Genomic DNA, 24,834 nt, shown 5'->3' with positions numbered 1-24,834 from the left:
CTCGTCAACTCAGCACATAGACCAGCGGAAACAGCATGACCCAGATCAGATCGACCATGTGCCAATACAACACGCCGGATTCAAACCCGCTGCGCGTGTTGGCGTCGTACAGGCCACGGCGACAGCGCTCGGCCAGCCATCCGAGAATGACCATGCCGAGCACTACGTGGAGAAAATGAAAACCGGTAAGGATCCAGTACAACGTGAAAAACGTGTTGTGCTCCATGCCCAGCCCCGAGGCCAGCAAGTGCCGGTATTCCGTGAGTTTCAGCACCACGTAGACACTGGCGGCGAGCAATGCCATCAGCAGGAAGACCGCGCCGTGGCGGGATCGTGAGCGCCTGACCTGCTCCTGCGCCAGCGCGGCGAACAGGCCCGCGGTGAGCAGGCTCAGGGTCATCGCCAAGCCGGTTGAGGTGTTCAGCAACAGACGGCTTTCACTGAACATCTGCGGCTTGAGCGCCTGGGTCACCGCGAACGCCAGGATCAGGATGGCGAACACCGACAACTCGGCGAGAATGAAAAACCACATCGCCAGATCGCCCGGCAAGTGACGGCGCGAGAAGCCCGTGGACTCAGCCGAAGTGGACATCAACCACGTCCATCAGCGCAGCAACGGTCAGCGGATCATCGCTCAGCGGCTCGGCCAGGCAGGCCATGCAGGCCTCACGCGGGGTCATGCCGGAGCGGATCATCCGCGCCGTGAAAATCAGCAGTCGCGTTGAGGCGACCTCCTCCAGATCATGTTGATCGAGCCGGCGCAGCGCCTGGCCCAGCCGCACCACTTGCGCCGCCAGCGCGTTGTCCACCTGAGCCTCCCGGGCAACGATGCGTTCCTCATCGGCCACCGGCGGATAGCCGAAGCGCATCGCGACGAAGCGTTGGCGGGTGCTGGGTTTCATGCCTTTAAGCAGGTTCTGGTAGCCGGGGTTGTAAGACACCACGAGCATGAATGACGGCGGCGCCTTCAGCACTTCGCCGGTGCGTTCCAGGAATAACTCCCGACGATCATCGGCCAGCGGATGCAGTACGACCACGGTGTCCTGGCGCGCCTCGACCACTTCGTCGAGGTAACAGATGCCGCCTTCACGCACCGCGCGAGTCAGCGGTCCGTCCTGCCACCAGGTGCCCTGGGCACCGATCAGGTGACGGCCGATCAGGTCGGCTGCGCTCAGATCGTCATGGCAAGCCACGGTGTACAGCGGCAGTTTCAGCCGATGGGCCATGTGCTGGACGAAACGGGTCTTGCCGCACCCTGTCGGGCCTTTGATCAGCACCGGCATGCCGTGTCGCCAGGCTTGTTCGAACAGCGCCTCCTCATTATTCAGCGGTTGGTAGAAGGGTTCGATCGGGTGTTCGCAAGACTGGATACGGTCCATGGGCTGCCTGTTCCAAAAGCGGATTCAAGGAACACGCTACGGGCCCCTGCGACAACCTGGCAAGTGAGATGGCCGGCAAACTTGATCGTCGTCAAGCGAACATTGGCCTGCTCGGGCATAGCCTTGCACGGCACTAAGAACCTGCGTTCTGCGCTGCCGTTTCAGCACATCGCAAAGGTCTTGCCTGAGGAGAAATGGAATGCTGATCAGCAATAGAAAAACGTTTGCCCTGACCCTGACCACGCTGTGTTCGGCACTGGCCCTGGCGGTGAGTCATGCCGCCAGCGCTGAAGAGCCCGCCGCCGCTGCGGCCAATCCGCCCATGGTCAAAACCGCCGGCGCTCCCGACATGAGCCAGGCCGAGTTCGACTCATCCAAGGAAATCTACTTCCAGCGCTGCGCCGGCTGCCACGGTGTTTTGCGCAAAGGGGCCACGGGCAAACCGCTGACACCGGACATTACCCAGAGCCGCGGGCAACCGTATCTGGAGGCCTTGATTACCTACGGCTCACCGGCGGGCATGCCGAACTGGGGGACGTCCAATGCGCTGACCAAGGATCAGATCACGGTCATGGCCAAGTTCATCCAGCACACGCCGCCGACGCCACCGGAATGGGGCATGGCCGAGACGCTGAAAACCTGGAAAGTGCTGGTCAAACCCGAGGATCGTCCGAAGAAGCAGCTGAGCAAACTCAACCTGCCGAACCTGTTTTCGGTGACGTTACGCGATGACGGCAAGATCGCCCTGATCGACGGTGACAGCAAGAAAATCGTCAAACTCATCGAGACCGGTTATGCCGTGCACATCTCGCGGATCTCTGCCTCAGGTCGCTACCTGCTGGTGATTGGTCGAGACGCGCGGATCGACATGATCGACCTGTGGCCGGTCGAGCCGACCAAGGTCGCCGAAGTCAAAGTGGGCATCGAGGCGCGCTCGGTCGAGACCTCCAAGTTCAAGGGCTACGAAGACAAATACACCATCGCCGGTTCTTACTGGCCGCCGCAATTCACCATCATGGATGGCGAAACCCTGGAACCGAAACAGATTGTTTCGACCCGCGGCATGACCGTCGACAAGCAGGAATATCACCCGGAACCCCGGGTCGCGGCGATCATCGCCTCCCACGAATGGCCGGAGTTCATCGTCAACGTCAAGGAAACCGGCAAGGTCATGCTGGTCAATTACCAGGACATCAAAAACCTCACCGTCACCTACATCGACGCAGCACCCTTCCTGCATGACGGCGGTTGGGACAGCACGCACCGCTACTTCATGACCGCCGCCAACAACTCCAACAAGGTTGCCGTGATCGACTCCAAGGAGCGCAAGTTGACCGCGCTGGTGGACGTCGGCAAAACCCCTCACCCGGGTCGCGGCGCCAACTTCAATCACCCGACCTACGGCCCGGTCTGGGCCACCAGTCATCTGGGTGATGACGGCATCTCGCTGATCGGCACCGACCCGACCAAACACCCGCAATACGCCTGGAAGCAGGTCGGCTCACTCAAAGGCCAGGGCGGCGGCTCGCTGTTTATCAAAACCCATCCCAAGTCTCGCCACCTGTACGTCGACACCACCCTCAACCCGGACGCCAAGCTCAGCCAATCGGTGGCGGTGTTCAACCTCGACAAACTCGACGCCGGCTACACCGTGCTGCCCATCGCTGAATACGCCGGCATCAAGCAAGGCGCCATGCGTGTCGTGCAACCGGAATACAACAAGGCTGGCGATGAAGTCTGGTTCTCCGTCTGGAGCGGCCAGGCAGACGAGTCGGCGCTGGTGGTGATCGACGACAAAACACTGAAGCTCAAGTCAGTCATCAAGGACAAACGACTGATCACACCCACCGGGAAGTTCAACGTCTACAACACCCAACACGACATCTATTGAGCTCCATCAATGCAAGGAAACACCATGAAAAATACTCTGTTCTCACTGTTCGCCCTGACCGCTGCGCTGAGTGTGCAGCCGGCCATGGCCCAAGACGCGCTGGAGCTGTTCAAGAGCAAACCCTGCGCAGCCTGCCACTCGATCGACACCAAGATTGTCGGCCCGGCGCTCAAGGATGTGGCGGCCAAGAACGCTGGCGTACCCGGGGCCGTGGACACCCTGGCCGGCCACATCAAGAACGGCACACAAGGCAATTGGGGCCCGATGCCCATGCCGGCCAACCCGGTGACTGAAGAAGAAGCAAAAATTCTCGCGACCTGGGTACTGACACTCAAATAACCGCCTGGAGGGCGCCATGATGGTTTATCGATACGCTGTGATTCTGGCGGCCCTCCTCCTCATTTCCGCAACCGCGGTTGCAGCGCCGGACGCCCAGCGTCAGGCGCAACTCGAACACCTGCTGACCCAGGACTGCGGCGCCTGCCATGGGCTGCACCTGACTGGCGGGCTGGGCCCGGAACTGACGCGCGCAGCGCTGGCCAGCAAATCACGGGACAGCCTGATTGCCACCGTCACCCAAGGCCGGCCTGGCACCGCGATGCCCGGTTGGGCCCCGTTGCTCAGCCCCGACGACATCCGTTGGCTGGTCGATCTTCTTCTCCAGGGATATCCCGCACCATGATCCGTTCAATCCTGCTGTCAGCGGCGACCGGGCTGTTGTTGTCCGCTTGCGTTCAGCCACCGTTGCGTGGCACCGGCGACTTGGGCGTGGTCGTGGAGCGCGCCACCGGTAGCGTGCAAATCATTGAAAGCGACACCCACACCGCGCTGGCCCGACTCGAGGGTTTCGGCGACCTTTCCCATGCCTCGGTGGTGTTCTCCCGTGACCAGCGCTACGCCTATGTATTCGGCCGCGACGGCGGGTTGAGCAAAATCGATTTGCTGACCCGGCGTATCGATCATCGCGTCATCCAGGGCGGCAACAGCATTGGCGGCGCCATCAGTCAGGACGGCAAGTTGATCGCGGTGTCCAACTACGTGCCCGGTGGGGTCAAGGTGTTCGATGCCGACACCCTGCAACTGGTGGCCGATATTCCGGCGACGCCCCTGGCCGATGGCAGCAAGCGCTCCCGTGTAGTCGGCCTGGTCGACGCGCCGGGGCAACGTTTCGTGTTCAGCCTGTTCGATACCGGCGAGATCTGGACCGCCGATTTCAGTCAGGGCAGCACACCGCAGATCAGCCGTTTCACCGGCATCGGCCAGCAACCCTACGACGCCCTGATTACTCCCGATGGGCGCTATTACATGGCCGGCCTGTTCGGCGAAGACGGCATGGCCCAACTCGATCTCTGGCATCCGGAGCGCGGGGTGCAACGAGTACTCGGCGACTACGGACGCGGCCAGGCGAAACTCCCGGTCTACAAGATGCCGCACCTGGAGGGCTGGGCCGTCGCCGATAACCAGGCCTTCGTGCCTGCCGTTGGCCGTCATCAGGTGTTGGTGATGGATTCGCGCACCTGGCAGCAGACCGCGGTGATCCCGGTCGCCGGTCAACCGATATTCGTCACCTCGCGCCCGGACGGTCGGCAGCTGTGGGTCAATTTCGCCTACCCGGACAACGATCGGGTTCAGGTCATCGACACCGAAACCCATACCGTGGTCGCGGATCTGAAGCCAGGACCAGCGGTGCTGCACATGGAATTCACCGCACGCGGCGACCAGCTGTGGCTGTCGTTACGCGACGGCAATCAGCTTCAAATCTGGGATCCGTACCGCCTGAAGCTGCTGAGCACCCTGCCCGCCAGTGCGCCGAGCGGCATCTTCTTCAGCAGTCGTGCACAAAAAATGGGGTATTGAAATGGACCTTGAACTGCTCAGTCGCCAACTCATCGACCGCTTCCAGCACGGCATGCCGCTGTGCCCGTCACCGTACAAGGAGATGGCCAGGATTCTCGGTTGCCGCGAATCTCAAGTGATGGCCTGCCTGGAAGAAATGGATCAGGCCGGCACCCTCTCACGCATCGGTCCGGTGTTCGAACACAGCCGCGCCGGGGCCAGCACCCTCGCGGCCCTCGCCGTACCCGCCGAACGCCTGCAACAGGTGGCCGATCGCGTCAGTCAGTACCCGGAGGTCAATCACAACTACGCACGGGAGCATTTCTACAACCTGTGGTTTGTGCTGACCGCCCCTGATCGCCAACACATCGACCGCGTACTCAAAGAACTGGAGAACGACACCGGCCTCATGCCGCTGGACCTGCCGATGTTGACCGCCTACCGCATCGATCTCGGCTTTGCCCTGGGAGAAAAATCATGAAGCCCGGATTGAGCCCCCAACAAGCGCTGGCGCTGCGTCGGCACCTCGAAGGCGGATTGCCGCTGGTAGCACGCCCCTATCAGGAACTCGCCGAACGGATAAACACCGACGAAAACCAGGTGCTCGAGCAAATGCGCCAGTGGAGCGAACAAGGGCTGTTTCGCCGTATCGGCCTGGTGCTGCACCATCGCGCGCTGGGTTTTACCGCCAACGCCATGCTGGTGCTGGATATTCCCGATGCGCTGATCGACGAAGTCGGCCAGCGCCTGGGGCGAGCGCCCGGCATTACCCTCTGCTATCAGCGGCCACGGCGCTTGCCGCAGTGGCGGTACAACCTGTTTTGCATGGTGCACGGGCGTCAACGTGAGCAGGTGGAGGCGCAGATCCAGGCATTGCTGGAAGAGCATCTGCTGAGCGACCTGCCCCATCAATTGCTGTTCAGCACCCAGGTCTTCAAGCAGTGCGGCGGACGCTTTGCGCCCTCGCGCACAGGAGCACCGACCCATGGATGACCTCGACCGTCGCCTGATCAACCGCTTGCAACTGGGCCTGCCGCTGGTGCGCCACCCTTGGCGGGTATTGGCGGCCGAACTGGAGAGCAGCAGCACTGAACTGCTCGATCGACTGCATGCCCTGCTCGATGACGGAATGCTCACCCGCTTCGGCCCAATGTTCGACATCGAACGGCTGGGCGGCGCCTTCACTCTCGCCGCGCTGGCGGTGCCGGAAGAACGTTTTGAAGACGTCGCCGAGCAACTGCAGGGCCTGCCTGAAGTGGCGCACAACTATCGACGCGAGCACGCCTGGAATATGTGGTTCGTGCTCGGCTGCGCGACCGAACAAGGCATCGCCGAGACGCTGCAGCGCATCGAAACCCTGACCGGCCTGCCGCCGCTCAACCTGCCCAAAGAGGAGACCTACCATGTCGGTCTGTATTTCCCGGCCTGAAGACACCCTCGTCCAGCGCCTGATCGTGTTGACCCAGGCCGGTCTGCCGCTGCTGGACGATCCGTGGGCGTGGCTCGCCGAACAGCTGGGGCTGAACATCGAAGCCACCCTGGATCTGCTCAAGCGCTTGCAAGCCGAGGGCGCGATTCGGCGGATTGCCGCCGTGCCCAATCACTACCGACTGGGCTATCGCCACAACGGCATGACGGTCTGGGATGTACGCAACACCGACATGCCGCGCCTCGGCGCGCTGATCGGCGCGCAACCCTTTGTCAGCCACTGCTATCGCCGTCCGCGCCGAACCGACTGGCGTTACAACCTGTTCGCCATGGTTCACGGCCGCAGCAGCGATGAAATCAACAGCTACCGCGAGCACCTGCGCTACTTGCTGGGCGACGCCTGTGCGGCCGACGAGATGCTGGTGAGCAGCCGCATCCTGAAAAAAACCGGCTTGCGTTTAACGCCAGTCAGTTCAACGCAGACCTTGTAGCAGCTGTCGAGCTTGCGAGGCTGCATTCGGCTGCGAAGCAGTCGTAAAACCGGTGTGCGAGGTTTATCTGAAACACCGCACTGCCTGATTTCACGACTGCTGCGCAGCCGAACGCAGCCTCGCAAGCTCGACAGCTGCTACGGGTATCAGGCTTGCGTTTGACTGTTGCTTCACGCTGAACACGTTCCCGACTCAAGGAGAGTTGCATGTTGAGGATCAGCCAATACCTGCGTGCGCTGGCCGGCCAGGCGCCTGCGCCCAGAACCAGTCCACCGGGCAGCATTCGGGCGCCGGTGGTGATCTGGAACCTGCTCAGGCGCTGCAACCTGACTTGCAAACATTGCTACGCCACCTCGGCCGACAGTGTCTTTCGCGACGAACTGGAGACGGCCGCTGCGCTGACCGTGATCGATGACCTGCACGATGCCGGCGTCAAGGTGTTGATTCTTTCCGGTGGCGAACCACTGTTGCGCGAGGATCTGTTTGTGCTCAGTGCCTACGCCCGGACCAAGGGTTTCTTTGTGGCGTTGTCCACCAACGGCACGCTGATCGATGAGCACAACATCGCGCAGATCAGCGCGGCGAATTTCGACTACGTCGGGATCAGCATCGATGGCCTGGAAGCCACCCATGACGCCTTCCGCCAACTCAAGGGCAGCTTTGCACGTTCCATGCAGGCAATCCGGCTCTGTCGCGAACAGGGCATTCGCGTCGGGCTGCGCACCACCCTGACCCAGGAAAACCATCCGCAATTGCCTCAGTTACTGGCGCTGATGCGCGAGTACGACGTGCAGAAGTTTTATCTGTCGCACCTCAACTACAGCGGTCGCGGTAAGCGCAGTCGCAAACTCGACGCGCACCAGCAGATGAGCCGCGAGGCCATGACGCTGATCTTTGAGCGCGCCTGGGAAGACATCCAACAGGGCTGCGACAGCGATTTTGTCAGCGGCAACAACGATGCCGACGCCATTCTGCTGCTGCAATGGGCAGGCCTTCGTCTTCCCGAGCATTACCCACGCCTGGAAAACATGCTCCGCGCCTGGGGTGGCAACGCCTCCGGCAGCGGCATCGCCAACATCGACAACACCGGCGAAGTGCATCCGGACACCTACTGGTGGCAGCACTCGGTGGGCAATGTCCGGCGCACGCCGTTCCGCACGTTGTGGCTGGATCAGCCGGATGCCCTGCTATCGCGCCTGCGTGAGCATCCCCGCGCTGTCGGTGGTCGTTGCGCGCAATGCCGCTGGTTGCCCATCTGCAACGGCAACACCCGAACCCGCGCCTGGGCCGAGGGTGATCTGTGGGGCCAGGACCCCGGTTGCCACCTCAGCGATGACGAAATCGGCATTCCGCCGTCAGTAAACATCCCTTGCATCACCTACTGAATAGCCCGTCCGGCCACCCACCTGACAAAGGCTGGGGCCGGTCAACCTGATGAAGCACCAAGGACGTCCCATGCCTCCATCGATTGCTATACCGGCCACACTTGAGTCCCCGTTCCGGCCGGGCGAAGTTGCCCTGGTCGGCGCCGGCCCCGGCGATCCACGCCTGCTGACCCTGCGCGCCTGGAGCCTGTTGATGCAGGCCGACGCCGTGGTCTATGACCGACTGATCAGCGCCGAACTGCTGAGCTTGATTCCCCTGACCTGCGCCCGCCATTACGTCGGCAAGGCCAGCGGCTGCCACAGCCTGCCCCAGGAACAGATCAACGAACTGCTGGCCGACCTCGCCGATCAAGGGCAGCGCGTGGTCCGCCTCAAGGGCGGCGACCCGTTCATTTTTGGTCGAGGCGCCGAAGAGCTGGAGTACCTGCTGCAACGCGGCATCGACTGCCAGGTGGTCCCGGGCATCACCGCCGCGTCCGGCTGCAGCGCCTACGCAGGCATACCGTTGACCCACCGCGACCTGGTCAATTCCTGCCGGTTCATCACCGGCCATTTGCAACGCGATGGCGAGTTGTCGCTGCCCTGGAGCAGCCTCGCCGACAGTAGCCAGACGTTGGTGTTTTACATGGGCTTGTCGAACCTGGGGATCATCGCTCAACGCTTGATCGAAGCCGGGCTGTCGGCCGATACACCGGCGGCGCTGATCAGCAACGGCACGCGGCCTGACCAGCACGTCGCCCGTGGCAAGCTGCACCAATTGCCAACCCTGGCGCTGGATTGTCCACCGGGCATTCCGACGCTGACGGTGATCGGCACGGTGGTCGATCTGTTTGGCACAGAACAACTGGAATACCCGGCACGGCTTTACCCGGCCCAAGCGCTGCAACGCCACGCCAAGGTGGCGATATGAGGCGCATCGTCCTTGCCCACCTGTTATGGATCAGTGCGGCGCATGCCGGCGCAGCGGTTCCGGCACTGGAACACGCCGCGGAAAACTATCAGCAGCATTGCCAGAGCTGTCACGGGGTCAACCGTCTTGGTGGTGCGGGGCCGGCGTTGTTACCGGAGAGTCTCAGCCGGATCAAACCCGATGAAATTCGCAGCGTGATCCAGAACGGTCGCCCCGCGAGCCAGATGGCCGGCTATGCCAACGTGTTCAGCCCCGCGCAGATCGATGCGCTGGTGGATTACCTTCAGCAACCGCCCGCCACCCCGCCCACCTGGAGCAATGACGACATTCTCGGCAGTCACACGATGCTCGCGGACCTCAGCAAATTGCCGACCACGCCCCAGCATGGCGCCGACCCGCTGAACCTGTTCGTGGTGGTGGAAGCCGGCGACCATCACATCGACATCCTCGACGGTGACCGCTTTGAGGTGCTGGCGCGGTTTGCTTCGCACTTCGCCGTGCATGGCGGGCCGAAGTTCTCGCCGGACGGGCGCTTCGTCTATTTCGCCTCCCGTGACGGCTGGATCAGCCTGTATGACTTGCACAATCTGAAACTGATCGCCGAAGTTCGCGCCGGGCTCAACACCCGTAACCTGGCGGTGAGCAAGGATGGACGCTGGGTGCTGGTGGGCAACTATTTGCCCGGCAATGTGGTGGTGCTCGATGCCCGCGATCTGTCTTTGGTCAAAACCATTCCCACGATTGGTCAGGACGGTACTGCGTCACGGGTCAGCGCGGTCTACTCCGCCCCGCCGCGCGACAGTTTCATCGTGGCGCTCAAGGACGTGAAGGAAGTCTGGGAACTGTCCTGGGCCGGCACACCGGATTTCCAACCACGGCGGATCCCTGCCGGGGACGTTCTCGACGATTTCTCCTTTTCGCCGGACTACAAACAGCTGCTGGCGACGTCGCGCAAGGCCCAGGGCGGTCAGGTGATCGACCTCGACAGCGGCAAGGTGGTCACCGACATCCCGCTGCCGGGCATGCCGCATTTAGGCTCGGGGACCTATTGGAAACGCAACGGTGAGTGGGTGTTCGCCACGCCGAATATCAGCAAGGGGTTGATCTCGGTCATCGACTTCAAGACCTGGAAACTGATCAAGGAAATCCCGACACTGGGGCCGGGTTTCTTCATGCGCAGTCATGTCAACTCGCGGTATGCCTGGAGCGATGTGTTCTTCGGGCCTGACAACGATGCGATCCACCTGATTGACAAACAGACCCTGGAAATTGCCCACACCTTGCGCCCGATGCCCGGGAAAACCGCCGCTCATGTTGAGTTCACCCGGGATGGCCGTTTCCTGCTGTTGAGCATTTGGGCCACCGACGGTGCGCTGATTGTTTACGACAGCAACTCTCTCAAGGAGATCAAACGCATTCCGATGAACAAGCCTTCGGGTAAGTACAACGTGGGGAACAAGATTGAGTTTGCTGAGGGCACGTCCCACTAACCTTTATGCCCCCACCCGAAACACCGAGATCACATTGCACTTGTGGCGAGGGAGCTTGCTCCCGCTGGGGCGCGCAGCGGCCCTAAGATCAGTCACTGGGTAGACTCAGATCAAACGCATGCGCTGGTTTACGACTGCTACGCAGCCGAGCGGGACGGTGCGGCGATCCGACAAGCTCCCTCGCCACAGGTTTGCGTTCTGGTTCAAGGTGTAACCGTTGATGATCGCTTTGCTTTGCTTTGGCTTTTGATCTTGATCCTGATCTGCCCCGTCGGAAGGCCGAGCGCAGGTTCTGCGCAGTGGGCACCGCGGCAAGGATGCCGCGGTAGCCGCCCCCGGCCATGGATGGCCGATGGCGGCGGGCCCACGGAGCAGGACCGGAGCGAGGGCATGCCGAGCCACAGCGAGGCACCGTACGTCAGGGGCAAGAGCGTTTGGTTACTTGGCGCTTTTCCAAGTGACCCGCTGTAAAAGCGGAACCTTAAGCCGCCGTTACCGCAGCAACGGATATGTACTCCGAACGTAAATATTCAGCCCAAGGTATAACCGTTATCAACCTTCCAGTCCTGACCATAAACACCCCGAGCCCCCTGCGACAGCTGAAAAACAATCACATTAGCCACCGCCGCCGCATCAAGAAAGTGCCCCGGCAACAGACGTTTACCAAGCGTGTCGGCAACATCGCCAAGCTCCCCATCGCTCAACCCCAGGTTATCCCACATCGACGTCGCCGTCGGCCCCGGCGAGACCAGATTAATGCGCACATCAAAGCTAGCGAACTCCACCGCCAACGTCCGCGCCTGAGCCGCCAAAGCAGCCTTGCTGGCAATGCACGCAGCCAACCCCGGAAAGCTCGAACCGGTCAGGAAACTCCCGACAAACACCACCGACGCCGGGTTCGCCAATTCACCCCGCAACGCCGCCAGCGTATTCAACGCCCCGGCACCATTAACCGCCCACTGGCGCTGAAAGGCCTGCATATCCAGGCTGTCCGCCATTTCGGCGATGCCCGCGTTGGGCACCAGATAGTCCACGGGGCCAATCGCCGCAGCGCGCTCGGTCAGCTCGCGCAGGTCTTGCTGACTCGTGACGTCCCCGGCAAACCACTGCAACCGTTCACCGTAGATCTGCTGCAACGTCGGCAGTTCACCCGGGGTCCGTGACATCGCCAGCACCTTGACCCCGCGCGGTAACAACGCGGCGCACAGTGCCAGGCCAATCCCGGAGCTGGCACCCGTGACCACCGCCAAACGGTCCTGAAACTCGGTTTTCATCATTTTCTCCTGGGCATCACGGATGCCAAGCACTGGGGACATAGCGAGCCCCTATCTTCGAGCAGGAAGAAAAAAACCGACTTGACGGCGATCAGGCTTTTTCGACGGCGTTAGTGTTGCTGCAGCAGCGCCGGAGTGATCTCGCTGAACCGCAGCAAGCGACCGCCCTGTTCAGCGGCTAGCTTTTCAGCGGCCTCGCGACTGGAGAACGACGCCAGCACCACGCCCATGGCGCCTTTGAGTTGCGTGCCGACCACGTAGAACGCGTCTTTGGCATCGATCAGGTGGGCGTCATCCGGCGCATTCCACGGGCTGCGGCCCATGTCGTGGACATACAGCTTTGCATTGCCATGATGATTTTCCGGCTGCAACCACCAACCGATCATTTCCGCCGTGGAACAGAACTTCTTGACCCCGGCCCGCTCGACCACTTCGCCCTTGGGCCCCGGGAATCCATTGATGATCATCCCGCAGACATGGCATTCATCACTGGGATGAAAGGCTGCGGCGGTGTCGCTGTAAGTGGCTTGCGCTGGATTGTCACAAGCCGTCAGCAACAGACACATCATCAGGCCCGCCACCGCGCGCACCGTCATCAGATAAAAGGTGTTCATCGTCAACTGCTCCAAAACTATCAAAGTGAAAATTCATGTCGCCCGGCGACGAAACAACAGCCAGGCCGAGCCCAATGGCACCACCACCCACAGCGACAGGCACAGCCAGAGCATCGAGCCCGGCATCGGCAAATCGCTGCCCAGCGTCAGCACACCCGCGGTACTGGCGCCAGGCTCAAAACCGGAGAGGTTGATCAGGCGATAGATGTCAGCGGGGTTGAGCAGCAGCAACCAAGGCAGGACTTTGGGGTTGAACTGCCCTTCGCTGAGCACCAACAGCGCCAGCAAAGCCAGATCGAACACCAGCACGAAGAAGAACCAGACACCCAGCGCCAGTCCGGCCGCCGTAGACTTCTCGGCGGACACACTGCTCAGCACATAGGCCAGCCCCAGAAACCCCCAGCCCAGCAACGTCGACGACGCCATGAACCGGCCAAAGGCCCAGAGCAGCAGGCTCAGTTCGACATCGTCCACCAGCACGGCGATGGCCAGCATGGCGCAGCCGAAACCGATCAGTGTCGCCAGCGCCAGGATCAACCCGTGGCCGACGAATTTGCCCAGCAGAATCTGCCCGCGACCCAAGGGGTACGTCAGCAACAACAGCAACGTGCCGCTCTCGTCCTCGCCGACGATGGCGTCATAGGCCAACAGCAACGCAATCAACGGCATCAAAAACGTTGCCAGACTGGCGAGGCTGGCGATGGTGGCCGGCACCGAGGTGAAACCCAACTGCCCGGAAGCTGCGGCGCCCAGCCAGGCGATGCCGATGGCCAGCACCGCGAACAACACACTGATCGCCAGCAACCAGCGATTGCGCAAGCCGTCACTGAATTCCTTGCGGGCCATGTTCCAGACAGCGTTCATACGGCCTCCCCGATCGACGCCGCACCGGCCCGGCTCATGTAGTAGCGGTAAATATCTTCCAGAGACGGCTGATGGATTTCCACGTCGGCCGGTTCGTCTTCATTGAGCAGTTGGCGCAACAGCCCGAGCTTGCTGCCATTGAGCGCGGCCACTTCAAGCCCTTCGACGTCCCAGCGTTCGGTGACGTGCCCGGCGTTGTTCCAGCGTTGCTGCAAGGGTCCGGCGTGCTTGAGGCCGTTGGCGCGAATCAGCGTCGGCAACCCGGCTTCCTCGCGCAAACTGCGAAGACTGCCGAGGGCCAGCAGGCGGCCCTGGGTCAGAATCGCCGCGCGGTTGATATGCGCCTCGACGCCGGGCAACACGTGAGAACAGAGAATGATGCTGGTGCCCTGGCTGCGCAGGCGATCGAGCAACCGATAAAGGTCCTGGGTCGCGATCGGATCGAGGCCAACCGTCGGTTCGTCGAGCAGCAACAAACGCGGCTCGCCGAGCAGCGCTTGCGCCAGCCCCAGACGTTGACGCATGCCTTTGGAGTAGGTCTTGACCCGCCGATGCGCCGCACCGGCCAGGCCGACTTCCTCCAGCAGTACGTCCACCTGAGCGGACGCGGCGCCTTTGAGCCGCGCAAAATGGCGCAAGGTCTCAAGACCGCTCAGCTGCGGGTAAAACGTCACGTTCTCCGGTAGATAACCGAGCATGCGCCGCACATGCGGATCACTGGGCAAACGGCCGAACACCCTGACCTGCCCTTCGCTGGGCTGGAGCAGGCCAAGTACCAGCTTCATGCTGGTGGTCTTGCCCGCGCCGTTGTGCCCGAACAAACCCAGCACTTCACCTTCCGCCAGGCTGAGGTTGAGCTTATGCAACACCGTAGTGAAGCCGTAGCGCTGACTGACGCCTTCGATATCGATGACGTTCATGAGGTGGGCTCCTGGGACAGGGTTTGAGTGGATGACTTCATCAGCGGATGACTGTCGAGTACCCCCGGCGATTTCATCACCGGAAAGGCCCGTTGCACCCAGCGCAGCAACTCGATACCGGGGCTGTTCATCAACAGCCGCACCTGCGGGTACAGCCACAGCAGACGGTCGACGTTGTCGTTGGGTTCGTAGGCGATATCGCCGAGGCCATCGTTGTTGCGGTCCCAGCCCAGGTAATCGCTCCAGTAATTGCCCCGGCCATCCACCGACCATTCCTGCAAGCGGGTGGCGACGTACTTGACCTGCCGCTGATTGCCGACAAAAGCGTTGTCGGCGATGCGGTTGTCCTCCGAGCCGGCGGTGAGATGAATACCCACGGCGCTGTGTTCGAAGTGGTTGTGTTCGATGCTGTTGAACAGCGAGTTGTAGATGAACAGCGCCTTACCCTCGGCACCGCTGATCATGCTGTCGCCGGTCGAGCCGTCGCGCACGTCAGTGACGAAGTTGTCACGCAAGGTTGAATAGGTGATGTAGTTCATCAGGATCCCGTAGTTCTGATCCTGTTCGGAGCGATTGCCGATCACCGTGAGCTTGCGGCTTTGCATCAAGGCGTAGCCGGTGCGGGTGCGGCGGGTGGTGTTGCCGATCAGCTGGTTATCGTTGGCGAACATGTAATGCACGCCGTAGCGCAGGTCTTCCAGGGTATTGCCCTGCAGCAGGTTGCCGTTGGAGGTGTCGATGTAGATGCCATCGCGAGTGTCGCGCACCTGGTTGCCAATGACCTTGGCGCCATGCACGGCATACAGATGAATGCCGTTGCCGCGATCTTGCGAGCGCATCGTCGGATCACCCTGAATGCGGTTGTCGATCAGGCTCACATCCTGCGTACCGTCGACCCAGATACCGAAACCCTTACCCTGCAGGCGATTGCCTTTAATCACTGCGCCATGGGCTTTCGGCTGGATAAACACCGCTGCATTCATGGCGGTGAGGTCGTGCCCCCAGTCCAGGAAGGTGCAGCCCTCGATGCCGACATCCGGCGCATTGATGATCAAACCGTTGCCCTGCCCCTCGCCCTGAAATACCGCGCCCGGCTCGCAGACAATCTGCATCGATTGATCGACGCTGAACGAACCACGGTATTCCCCGGCCGGCAGGTGCCAGCGTTGATCGGCGTCCACCGTTAACGGCAGCGTGGTGATGGGTTGCACCGCCAGCGCGCTGCCGGACATCAACAGGAGCGCAAGCGCAATGACCTTCACCGGGTTTCCCTTGCTATCAGTCATTGCTTCGCTCCTGTCGATGGGCAACGGTCAGGCCTTCTCGACCTTCATGCGGCCGACCATTTCCATGTGCAGCGCATGGCAGAACCAGCTGCAGTAGTACCAATGCAGGCCGGCCTTGTCGGCGATGAAGGTGATCGATGAGGTCTGCTGCGGGCTGATCTCCATGCTCACGCCATGGTTGGTCATCACGAAGCCGTGGGTCACGTCTTCAATCTGGTCGATGTTGGTGATGGTCACCGTGACCTCGTTGCCCTGTTTGACGGTGAATTCCGGCAGGCCGTAGGCCGGAGCCATCGAGGTCATGTAGACGCGGACTTTGTTACCGTCGCGGATGACCTTGTTGTCGGTCTCCAGCTTGATCCCGTCCTTCGCGGCGATGACCACGGTTTCGGCGAAAAACGGGTCGTTGCGGTCCCAGATTTTCTTGGTCTTGATCTGGTCACGACGGGCCATGACGCAGTCGTGGGGTTCGGCGAAGGCCGGGCCGTCGTGCACCAGTTTCATTTCCTCACCGGAGATATCGATCAGCTGATCGTTTTCCGGGTGCAGCGGGCCGGTCGGCAGGAAGCGGTCCTTGGAAAACTTGCTGAGCACCATCAGCCATTGGCCGTCGGCCTCGCTGGTTTCGGTCAGCGACGCATGGTTGTGGCCCGGCTGATACTGCACATCGAGTTTCTGCTTGATGTAGTTGACCTTCTCGCCGGTGTACGCGCGAATCGCCTCCTCCACGTTCCACTTCACCACCTGGCTGTCGATAAACAGCGTGGTGTAGGCATTGCCGCGGCCGTCGTAGGTGGTGTGCAGCGGGCCCAGCCCCAGTTCCGGTTCGCCGACCACCACGTCACGCGGGTCCTTGAATTTGTCGTCGAACAGATCGTCGAGCTTGGCGATGGCAATGATCGTGCAGGTCGGTGAGAGCTTGCCGTTGGCAATGAAGTACTTGCCATCGGGCGAGGTATTGAGGCCGTGGGGGTTCTTCGGCACCGGAATGTAACGGGTGAACGCGCTGTCCTTGCCTTCGGTTTTACGACCGTCGACCACCGGCACTTTCGAGCCGTCGAGGGTGATGAACTTGCCAGCCTTGATCGCCGCTTCGATGCGCGGGATGTTGAACACCACTACCCAATCGCGCTCGTTGCGCATCATGCCGCCCAGGTCGTAGGCCTTCTCCGAGTTGTAGCAGGTCGAAGCGGCATACTTGCCGGTGTAGTCGGCGTCGGTGTTGTCCAGGTTGCCGTCGACGATGACCTGGAAGGACATCTCCATTTTCTCGGCATCGATGGCGTTGAACATGGTGTAGCTATTCTTGTCCTGCAGGTCGAAGGTGCTGCCGTCATTGGGGTGCGGAATCACGAATTCGGCATTGGCGAACACGTACTTGGTGTGCGGCACTTTTTGCAGGCGCAGCCCGTGAACCGCCTGCACATTGGGCACGGTGAGCATCTTGTCGCACTTCATGATGTCCAGACGGATACGCGCAACGCGGCTGTTGGCCTTGTCATTGATGAACAGGTATTTGCCGTCGTACTTGCCATCGGTCATCGACAAATGGGGGTGGTGGCAGTCGCCATTCTGGAAATGCGCGCTGTCGCCCATGATCCGTTTGCTTTCGTTGGTCAGGCCCCAACCCGTGGCGGAATCGACGTTGAACACCGGAACACGCAACAACTCGCGCATCGACGGAATGCCCATGATCCGCACTTCGCCCTGATGGCCGCCGCTCCAGAAACCGTAGTACTGGTCCAGTTCGCCCGGCCCGACGTGGGTTTTCAGTTGCGCGTCCTTGGCCGCTGCCGCCCATGTTTCACGGGTGAACACCGCGCCGCCGATGGCCGTGGCACCGGCCAGTACCGCGCCGGTCACCGCGCTGGTGCCCAGGAAGCCGCGACGACTGAGGCCGGTCGGTTCCGGCACTTCAGCGGTTTTTTTGGATTCTGTGTCGTTCATCAGGTGTTTTCCTTGAAGGGATAAAAACGGTCACTGCGGACAGGCGCTCGCGGGGTTCATTCCAGAGCGGTCACTTCCACGACAGGTATCAGTTGCGCAGCGGTGGGTGCCGGTTTGCCGCGCTTCTTGCGCTTGTTGATCAGCGGCGGGCATTTGTTGTCGTTCTGATACGTCATCTGACAATCGAGGCAGTAGTGGCACTCGTTGGCATTGATCCGGCCATCGGGATGAATCGCCTGAATCTCGCATTCCTTGGCGCACAGTTGGCAGGGCGTGCCGCAGTCTTTACGGCGTTTAAGCCAGTCGAACAGGCGAAATTTGCTCGGAATCGCCAGCGCCGCACCCAACGGGCAGATGTAGCGGCAATAGACTTTGCGCGTGAAAATATTGATGACCAGCAGCGCCACCGCGTAGAGCACGAACCACCACTGGCGGTCGAACCTGAGGGTGATGGCGGTCTTGAACGGTTCCACCTCGGCGAACAGTTCGGCGGTGGACATCGACTCCAGGGAGATGCCGAACAGCAGCAGCAAAATGATGTATTTGATCGCCCACAGCCGCTCATGCACGGCGAAGGGCAATTCGTATTGAGGGATTTTCAGCTTGCGCGCGGCCTCGTTGATCAACTCTTGCAAAGCGCCAAACGGGCACAGCCAGCCGCAGAACACGCCACGGCCCCACAGCAGAATGCTGGCCGCGGCGAAGACCCAGAGCATGAAAATCAGCGGATCGGTGAGAAACAGCTCCCAGCGGAAGTGATCGAACAGCGCATGGGCGAAGGTCAGGACATTGACCACTGACAACTGCCCCAGCGCGTACCAGCCGATAAACACCACGGTAAAGATCAGGTAACCGCGGCGCAGCCAGTGCAGAAAATGCGGCCGGCGGGTGAAGGTGTCCTGCAGGAACAGGATCGCCGTCAGCAGCAACAACGCAGTCCCGAGTACGGCGATCTGGAAGGATTTCTGGTACCAGATGGTCAACCACATCGGCCGGCTGGCTTCCTCGAGCGCGGCCAGTTCTTCGGCGCTGGGCAGTGGCCGCTCAAGGTAGGGCTCGGGCAATTGATAGGCCAGTTCGAAGCTGCTGAACGTGCCGCTGACCGGGCCGGTCTGGCGACGTACCAATAACTCCAGAGACCAGGGCGATCCCGGATCAAACTTCGCCGGTTCGCGCACAACGAAAATCGACATCTCAGTGAACTCGGGCATGCCTTTGGCAAACACATCCGAGAGCCGCTGATGGTCCATGTCGCGAAAGCTGATGACGTTGCCGAACTGGCGCAATTGCACCCGATCGAAAATCCCGCCGCGCACGTACCCCGAGCCCTTATAGGAAAACAGCCCACGACCCAGCACCGCGATGGCTTGCTCGCCCGGCTTGAGGTCTTGCATGAGGAAGCGATATTGACTGTCGCCCAGTAGCGCGCGGCCGATGGTCGGCGGATTCAGGTCGGCGGTGTAGAGCTCGATAAAGGTCTCATCAACTTGATCGGCGCTGGCGTTATCGACGCCTTCGGCATCAGTGCCCTTGAAGGCGGCGTCGACCTGGCCACGGGTCAGGTTCAAGCGGCGGATGGCGCCGTTGCCGGTCAGTTGTTCCCAGGTGGCGGGCTCGAAAAAGTCCTGGCGCACGGTGGCGGGCTTGCGCGCCACACCGGCCGTGTCTTCGATCAACTTCAGCGATACGGCCACCTCGTGGGCGGCGCGCATGATGACCTCGTTGACTACCATCGCTGTGACGGTGGCCCCTGCAATCGCATCGACGGTCACCGCGTTCGGGTCACTGGAATGGCCGACGACGACCCGCTGACTGACCTTGACGCCTTTGTATTTGGCGCTGAAGCCGTGAAGTTTTGCCTCAGGAATGCCAATCAGCAGAATCGGCTCGTGGTGTTCCAGCACATAGGCATCCTGAATCATGCCGGTCGTGTCGAGAATCACTTGAGTGTTGATCGGTTTGCCTGAGTAGGCCGGAATATCCACCACGTCCAGGCTCTGGAACACATAACCGATGACCTTGCCGGCGGCGGACAGCGTGCGCACCTTGAACCGGCCTTCGGGGGCGGAAACGGAATCGGTCTGAGGGAAGGTTTTCTCGATGCGCTGCTGCTCGATGTCGCCGTACTGCTTGGCCTGCGCTCCTTCGAAGGTGGCGAGTATCAACATCAGCAGGACCACCAGCCCGACGCCCCAGGCGCGCAGGTTGCCGTGTATCGAAGGCTGATGGATTGTCATGGGTTCGCTGATTTCAAAAGGGCTTTCGGTCATGTTAGGGAGCGTTGCGCCCCCTGCCCTTGATTGAAATCAACTTAAGAAATTAGCCCAGGAAGACCAGTTAAACCATATCTGCCGCAACGCAAACCTTGTAGCAGCTGGCGAAGCCTGCGTTCGGCTGCGTAGCAGTCGTGAAATTAAACAATGCGGAGCTTTAGGAACACCGTGCCGTCAGTTTTACGACTGCTTCGCAGCCGAACGCAGCCTCGCTGGGGCTCGACAGCTGCTACAAAGAGCGTGTTTTGTCTGCAATTTATTAACTGATCAGCATTAGGCTCCAGTGTCTCAAACCGTGCGTGAAAACTGGCCTTTTTGCTCTCCACCCAGATAGGCGTCAAACGCCATCGCGGCACTGCGCATCATCAAATGCCCTTGCGGCAACAGCACCAGTTCGTCGCGGTGAATCTGCAGCAACCCATCGCGCACATGCTCGCCCAGCTGTGCCAGCGCCTCGGCAAAGTACTCGGTGAAGCGAATGCCATGCCGCGTCTCATACTTGTCGAACGCGATACGGCCATGGCACATCAGGTCGCTGATCACCTCGCGGCGCAGCAGGTCGTCGGCGTTCAAGCGGTAACCGCGATGCACCGGCAACAACCCTTGATCGATACGCGCGTAGTACTGCGAAAGCTCCTTGACGCTTTGGCTGTAGCTGTCGCCGACCTTGCCGATCGACGACACCCCAAGGCCGATCAAATCGCAGTCGGCATGGGTGGAATAGCCCTGAAAGTTACGCTGCAGGGTGCCATTGGCCCGCGCCAGCGCCAGTTCGTCATCCGGCAAGGCGAAATGGTCCATGCCGATATAGACGTAACCGGCCTCGGTCAGACGGCGGATGGTCAGCTCGAGCAGTTCCAGTTTGCGCTCCGGTGGCGGCATGTCGGCGGGGCGAATCAGCCGTTGTGCGCGGACCATCTCCGGCAAATGCGCGTAGCTGTAGGCGGCAATCCGGTCCGGACGCAGCGCGATGATCTTGCTCAGGGTGACGTCGAAACTCTGCACGGTTTGCAGAGGCAGACCGTAGATAAGGTCGACGCTGATCGACTTGAATTGCGCCTCGCGCGCCGCAGCGACCAGCGCATAAATCTGCTCTTCACTTTGCAGTCGATTGACCGCTGCCTGCACGTCGGGGTCGAAATCCTGCACGCCGAAGCTCAGGCGATTGAAGCCCAACTGGCGCAGCGACTGAATCTGCTCGGTGCTGATGGTGCGCGGGTCGACCTCGATGGAGAACTCATGGTCATCGCTGTCATCCATGTTGAACGCCTGGTGCAGACAGTCCATCAGGTCCGCCAGCTGCTCGCTGGTCAAATAGGTCGGCGTGCCGCCCCCCAGGTGCAACTGAGTGAGCTTGCGGGTGCTGTCGAACAAGGCCGCCTGCATCGCGATTTCACGCTTGAGGTACTTCAGGTACTCGACGGCGCGATGGGTTTTCTGGGTAATGATTTTGTTGCAGGCGCAGTAGTAACAAAGGCTTTTGCAGAACGGGATGTGGATATACACCGATAACGGTTTCGGCGCGGCCACCTGATTGCTGTCGCGGGCGGCACGCTGATAGTCGTCAACGGCAAACGCCTGATGAAACTGCGGCGCCGTGGGGTAAGAGGTATAACGCGGCCCTGGGCGGTCGTACTTTTCGACCAGGGCGCGATTGAAATCAAATGTCGTGTTCATGATCGATCAACTCGCAATGGGATTAATGCTTCGCACCGCCCAAATCCTTTTCAAACAGGTTGCAGATGGCATCCACTTCCGGCCGACCGGCGGGAAGGATGCTGATGAAACGGTCTGACAATTCAATCAACCCGTCCCGACTCAATTGCTCCAGCAACGGCCAGACGGCGGAGAAGTACTTGGAAAAAACCAGTCCGTAGCGCCTCTCGATAGCGCGGATATCCAGCTCCTGATCGCAGGCCAGACGCTCCATGACCATTTGCCGGATCTGGTCCCCCGCCTCGAAGCGCCAGCCTCGACACGTCGGCAGTTGCCGCATATCCAGTTGCTGCTGATAGCGTTCAATCCCGTCGGTGTTTTGCGTGTACAAATCGTCGATCTGGCTGATCGCGCCCAAGCCGAACCCGACATGATCGCAATAGCCGTGACGGGAGAAACCCTCACAGGTACGGCGCAACCGGCCTCGCTCCTGGGCGACCGCCAAATCATCATCAGGCCGGACAAACTGCCCCAAGCCGATGTAGTGATAACCCGCACAAAGCAGTTGCTCGAAACAGATCTGGCGCATCGCGCCTTTATCGTTCTGGCTGCACAGTGCTCTGACTTTGTCACCGAGCACCGGCCGATAGCGCCGTGGTGGCCGGGCATAATCGAACACCATCAGCCGGTCCGGCTCCAGCTCGATAATGCTCGCCAGCTTCAGCGCAAAACTGTCTGGCGTCTGCCAGGCATGGCCAAAACCCAGATCGACGTTGATGGATCGAAAACCAAAGGTGCGCGCCGCGTCCATAAGCGATTGGATCGGCGCCGGGTTCTGGTAGCAGGCCACCGACCTGTCACAGTCGGCGTCTATATCCGGCACGCCGATGCTGACGTGATTGAATCCCTGATTGCGCAACAACCCCATGGTCGACCAGTCGGTATGGTGAAGGTCGACCTCGACGCTGTAGTCACCGCCTTCATGTTCGAGAAAATTGAACCGGCCACGCAGATGACTCATCAGCCGCTCCAGATGGGCAGGCGCGGGTGTTCCGCCGCCCAGATGAAACTGCTCGACCCGTTGCTCCGCGCCCAGGTGACAACCGACGAGGTCGATTTCACGCTCCAGGTGCTGAAGGTACTGCTCGATACCGTTGTGCTCGCCGGCGATATCTCGCGGGGAACAGGAAGACGGCTTGAGGCTGGAAGGCAGTTGCACATTCAGGGACAGCGGACGGCACTTCTGGCGGCTGACGCGCAATGCACGAAGCAGGTCCAGAGAGCCAATACCGTCATGAAATTTTTGCGTGTCGGCATGACAGTTAGGGTCAAGCACGCCTTGATCGCACCGGGCGATCTCGCCTGGGTTGTGAAGTAAATCGAGCATGACGGTCTCCGAGACTGGCTACGGATTTACAGTCTCCGGGTTTAACCATCAATGCTCCTTGATTTGCGTCAAGCGCAAGCGAAGTGTCTGCACAACGGACCACCGGTCAGCCCCGATTACCATGTCAGGTAAAACATGCCCTTGGCCAGCAGCACGATAACGACCATGTGGCAAAACAGGCTGCCATGGATGAAGTGCAGGTATCGCGGGCTCATTCGGCCGCTTTTGAACAAAAACATCGCGCCGAGGAAATGCAGCAGCACGCTCACGGCCACCGCAATTTTCAACGCCAGCAATGTGCCGAACGATGAGGCCAGTGGTGAGGCCAGGGCTGGCAAGTAGCGCAACCAGACCATGCCCAGCCCCGCCCCGAACAACACCAGCAGCACCCACGGCATCAGCGAGCGGGCCCGGCGGCCAATCCCCTGCTCCACCAGCAGCATCACCCTGGCGGGTAACTGTTTGCGGATGCTTTCCAGGAACAGGACTTCGAAGAACACCGTGCCGATGAAGATCAGCGCGGCAAACAGGTGCAAGGTCAGAATCAGCGGATAGATCATGGTGTTTTCGCCTTGGGTCAAGGCAACCCGCGCTACGGCGAACATTGGGGTGAGCGCACTGGCTGTCGGTCTCTGGAGACTACAGAGACCGTCGGGCTATGCGGTTGATACCGATCAAGAAAGCCGCAAAACCGTGTGCATATCCGTTTCTGCGGTGATGGCTGCTTAGGGTTCCGCCCTTACGGCGGGTCACTTTCGAAAAGCGCGAAAGTAACCAAAGCGCTTCTGCCCCTGTCGTTCGGTGCCTCGCCTAGGCTCGGCATGCCCTCGCTCCGGTCCTGCTCCGTGGGCCCGCCGCCATCGGCCATCCATGGCCGGGGGCGGCTAACCCGGCATCCATGCCGGGTTGCCCACTGCGCAGAACCTCCACTCGGCCTCTCGAGGGTGCGGTGCATCCAGATCAAAAGCTGCAGGCGAGCTAACGCTCGGCCTGTTGAGTGGTGAGGAGCGAAAGTTGTACGCCGATCTGCTTTATGTGGGAGCGGGCTTGCTCGCGAAGCTGTTGATCTTGCCGTTGCCGTTGCTTTTGATTTTGATCTGTTGCCCCTTTCCCAGAGGCCGAACGCAGGCGTTGCGCAGGGGGCACCGCGGCAAGGATGCCGCGGTAGCCGCCCCCGGAGCAATGCCGGAGTGAGGGCATGCCGAGCCTAGGCGAGGCACCGAATGGAGGGGCAAAGCGTTTTGCTTCCTTTTGGGCGTCTGCAAAAGGGAGTCGCTGTAAAAGCGAAACCGTAATCAGCCAACACCGCAGAAACGGATATGTACTCCAACCTTAGTGGCGCTGACCGGTCTAGTGCCCGCGAATGTAATGCTCCAGTTGCCGAATCAAATCCGCCTGCTCAACAATGGCTTCCTTAACCAAATCCCCAATCGATAACAGCCCCATCAGTTCGCCACCCTCCATCACCGGAAGATGACGCAGATGGCTGTCAGTCATAACCGCCATGCAACGCTCAATACTCTGCTGACTGTCAGCCGTCACCACAGGCGCGCTCATGATGTCGCGCACCGGCGTACCAACCGAAGAGCGCCCCTGCAGAACGACCTTGCGCGCATAGTCGCGCTCGCTGATCACGCCGACCACCTGCCCGGCTTCGATCACCGGAAGCGCGCCCACGTTCTTTTCAGCCATGATCCTCAGCGCTTCAAGGACCATCTCATCCGGCGCGATGCTATGCACCTGGCGGTTTTGCACGACCTTGAGTTTCAGCAATTGTGCGGCTGTTTTCATAAATGCCTCCGA

General features: G+C 60.7%; 24 protein-coding genes. 11 read left to right on the top strand and 13 right to left on the bottom strand.

From position 1 onward, the window contains the following. Positions 1-4: 4 nt before the first annotated feature. Positions 5-592, bottom strand: coding sequence for a cytochrome c oxidase subunit 3 family protein (locus tag ACSQ87_RS14020; protein ID WP_056739450.1), 588 nt, complete (start codon positions 590-592; stop codon positions 5-7). Continuing rightward, positions 576-1,379: a CbbQ/NirQ/NorQ/GpvN family protein gene (locus ACSQ87_RS14015; RefSeq protein WP_223430104.1), complete on the bottom strand. Its 804-nt coding sequence runs from the start codon at positions 1,377-1,379 to the stop codon at positions 576-578. Before ACSQ87_RS14015 ends, ACSQ87_RS14020 begins: the two co-directional genes overlap by 17 nt. A 199-nt stretch (positions 1,380-1,578) precedes the next feature. On the opposite strand from ACSQ87_RS14015, the gene ACSQ87_RS14010 reads away from it, so the two are divergent. The 11 genes from ACSQ87_RS14010 (at position 1,579) to ACSQ87_RS13960 (ending at position 10,810) form a co-directional block, all read left to right on the top strand. Beyond that, complete coding sequence (locus ACSQ87_RS14010) at positions 1,579-3,270, top strand: cytochrome D1 domain-containing protein (protein ID WP_411741484.1); 1,692 nt, start codon at positions 1,579-1,581, stop codon at positions 3,268-3,270. A gap of 24 nt (positions 3,271-3,294) precedes the next feature. Then, the gene (locus ACSQ87_RS14005; protein ID WP_056739447.1) at positions 3,295-3,609 is read left to right on the top strand and encodes a c-type cytochrome; all 315 of its coding nucleotides are present in this window, start codon (positions 3,295-3,297) and stop codon (positions 3,607-3,609) included. 19 nt (positions 3,610-3,628) lie between these two features. Then, positions 3,629-3,952 carry a c-type cytochrome gene (locus tag ACSQ87_RS14000; RefSeq protein WP_436275090.1) on the top strand — a complete coding sequence of 108 codons (324 nt, stop codon included), beginning with the start codon at positions 3,629-3,631 and terminating at the stop codon, positions 3,950-3,952. Then, positions 3,949-5,127 (top strand): cytochrome D1 domain-containing protein, encoded by a 1,179-nt coding sequence (locus ACSQ87_RS13995; protein WP_223430106.1) that lies wholly within the window; start codon positions 3,949-3,951, stop codon positions 5,125-5,127. The genes ACSQ87_RS14000 and ACSQ87_RS13995 overlap by 4 nt, the downstream gene beginning before the upstream one ends. Position 5,128: 1 nt before the next feature. Next, complete coding sequence (locus ACSQ87_RS13990; RefSeq protein WP_223430107.1) at positions 5,129-5,587, top strand: Lrp/AsnC family transcriptional regulator; 459 nt, start codon at positions 5,129-5,131, stop codon at positions 5,585-5,587. Further along, positions 5,584-6,099 (top strand): siroheme decarboxylase subunit beta, encoded by a 516-nt coding sequence (gene ahbB / locus ACSQ87_RS13985; RefSeq protein ID WP_223430108.1) that lies wholly within the window; start codon positions 5,584-5,586, stop codon positions 6,097-6,099. Before ACSQ87_RS13990 ends, ahbB (ACSQ87_RS13985) begins: the two co-directional genes overlap by 4 nt. Beyond that, positions 6,092-6,535: an Lrp/AsnC family transcriptional regulator gene (locus tag ACSQ87_RS13980; RefSeq protein WP_223430109.1), complete on the top strand. Its 444-nt coding sequence runs from the start codon at positions 6,092-6,094 to the stop codon at positions 6,533-6,535. Before ahbB (ACSQ87_RS13985) ends, ACSQ87_RS13980 begins: the two co-directional genes overlap by 8 nt. Beyond that, positions 6,510-7,025, top strand: a complete 516-nt coding sequence (ahbB, locus tag ACSQ87_RS13975; RefSeq protein WP_223430110.1) for a siroheme decarboxylase subunit beta — start codon at positions 6,510-6,512, stop codon at positions 7,023-7,025. Before ACSQ87_RS13980 ends, ahbB (ACSQ87_RS13975) begins: the two co-directional genes overlap by 26 nt. 206 nt (positions 7,026-7,231) lie before the next feature. Next, the gene (gene nirJ, locus ACSQ87_RS13970; protein ID WP_223430111.1) at positions 7,232-8,410 is read left to right on the top strand and encodes a heme d1 biosynthesis radical SAM protein NirJ; all 1,179 of its coding nucleotides are present in this window, start codon (positions 7,232-7,234) and stop codon (positions 8,408-8,410) included. 70 nt (positions 8,411-8,480) lie between these two features. Next, positions 8,481-9,320 (top strand): uroporphyrinogen-III C-methyltransferase, encoded by an 840-nt coding sequence (gene cobA / locus ACSQ87_RS13965; protein WP_223430112.1) that lies wholly within the window; start codon positions 8,481-8,483, stop codon positions 9,318-9,320. Continuing rightward, a complete protein-coding gene (locus ACSQ87_RS13960; RefSeq protein ID WP_223430113.1) occupies positions 9,317-10,810 on the top strand; it encodes a nitrite reductase in 1,494 nt (497 codons plus the stop codon). Before cobA ends, ACSQ87_RS13960 begins: the two co-directional genes overlap by 4 nt. Before the next feature lie 530 nt (positions 10,811-11,340). Here ACSQ87_RS13960 and ACSQ87_RS13955 read toward each other — a convergent pair. The 11 genes from ACSQ87_RS13955 to ACSQ87_RS13905 form a co-directional block, all read right to left on the bottom strand. Further along, positions 11,341-12,084, bottom strand: coding sequence for an SDR family NAD(P)-dependent oxidoreductase (locus tag ACSQ87_RS13955; protein WP_223430225.1), 744 nt, complete (start codon positions 12,082-12,084; stop codon positions 11,341-11,343). Positions 12,085-12,194: 110 nt separating this feature from the next. Continuing rightward, positions 12,195-12,698: a nitrous oxide reductase accessory protein NosL gene (locus tag ACSQ87_RS13950; RefSeq protein ID WP_223430114.1), complete on the bottom strand. Its 504-nt coding sequence runs from the start codon at positions 12,696-12,698 to the stop codon at positions 12,195-12,197. A gap of 33 nt (positions 12,699-12,731) precedes the next feature. Then, the gene (locus tag ACSQ87_RS13945; RefSeq protein ID WP_223430115.1) at positions 12,732-13,562 is read right to left on the bottom strand and encodes an ABC transporter permease; all 831 of its coding nucleotides are present in this window, start codon (positions 13,560-13,562) and stop codon (positions 12,732-12,734) included. Then, positions 13,559-14,482 carry an ABC transporter ATP-binding protein gene (locus tag ACSQ87_RS13940; RefSeq protein WP_223430116.1) on the bottom strand — a complete coding sequence of 308 codons (924 nt, stop codon included), beginning with the start codon at positions 14,480-14,482 and terminating at the stop codon, positions 13,559-13,561. Before ACSQ87_RS13940 ends, ACSQ87_RS13945 begins: the two co-directional genes overlap by 4 nt. Continuing rightward, positions 14,479-15,768, bottom strand: a complete 1,290-nt coding sequence (locus ACSQ87_RS13935) for a nitrous oxide reductase family maturation protein NosD (protein WP_223430117.1) — start codon at positions 15,766-15,768, stop codon at positions 14,479-14,481. Before ACSQ87_RS13935 ends, ACSQ87_RS13940 begins: the two co-directional genes overlap by 4 nt. 27 nt (positions 15,769-15,795) lie before the next feature. After that, complete coding sequence (gene nosZ / locus ACSQ87_RS13930; protein ID WP_411741486.1) at positions 15,796-17,718, bottom strand: TAT-dependent nitrous-oxide reductase; 1,923 nt, start codon at positions 17,716-17,718, stop codon at positions 15,796-15,798. 53 nt (positions 17,719-17,771) lie between these two features. Further along, positions 17,772-19,985 carry a transcriptional regulator NosR gene (nosR, locus tag ACSQ87_RS13925; protein WP_223430119.1) on the bottom strand — a complete coding sequence of 738 codons (2,214 nt, stop codon included), beginning with the start codon at positions 19,983-19,985 and terminating at the stop codon, positions 17,772-17,774. Between the two features lie 291 nt (positions 19,986-20,276). Further along, positions 20,277-21,665: an oxygen-independent coproporphyrinogen III oxidase gene (hemN, locus tag ACSQ87_RS13920; RefSeq protein WP_223430120.1), complete on the bottom strand. Its 1,389-nt coding sequence runs from the start codon at positions 21,663-21,665 to the stop codon at positions 20,277-20,279. Positions 21,666-21,687: 22 nt separating this feature from the next. Then, positions 21,688-23,031, bottom strand: a complete 1,344-nt coding sequence (locus ACSQ87_RS13915; RefSeq protein WP_223430121.1) for a coproporphyrinogen III oxidase — start codon at positions 23,029-23,031, stop codon at positions 21,688-21,690. A gap of 116 nt (positions 23,032-23,147) precedes the next feature. After that, positions 23,148-23,591, bottom strand: a complete 444-nt coding sequence (locus tag ACSQ87_RS13910) for a CopD family copper resistance protein (protein WP_046046915.1) — start codon at positions 23,589-23,591, stop codon at positions 23,148-23,150. Positions 23,592-24,381: 790 nt separating this feature from the next. Beyond that, positions 24,382-24,822, bottom strand: a complete 441-nt coding sequence (locus tag ACSQ87_RS13905; RefSeq protein ID WP_046046902.1) for a CBS domain-containing protein — start codon at positions 24,820-24,822, stop codon at positions 24,382-24,384. Positions 24,823-24,834 lie beyond the last annotated feature (12 nt).

It is taken from the genome of Pseudomonas sp. LjRoot277, assembly GCF_964253845.1.
Lineage (GTDB): Bacteria > Pseudomonadota > Gammaproteobacteria > Pseudomonadales > Pseudomonadaceae > Aquipseudomonas.
This window is presented reverse-complemented; position numbering and strand designations above follow the sequence as displayed.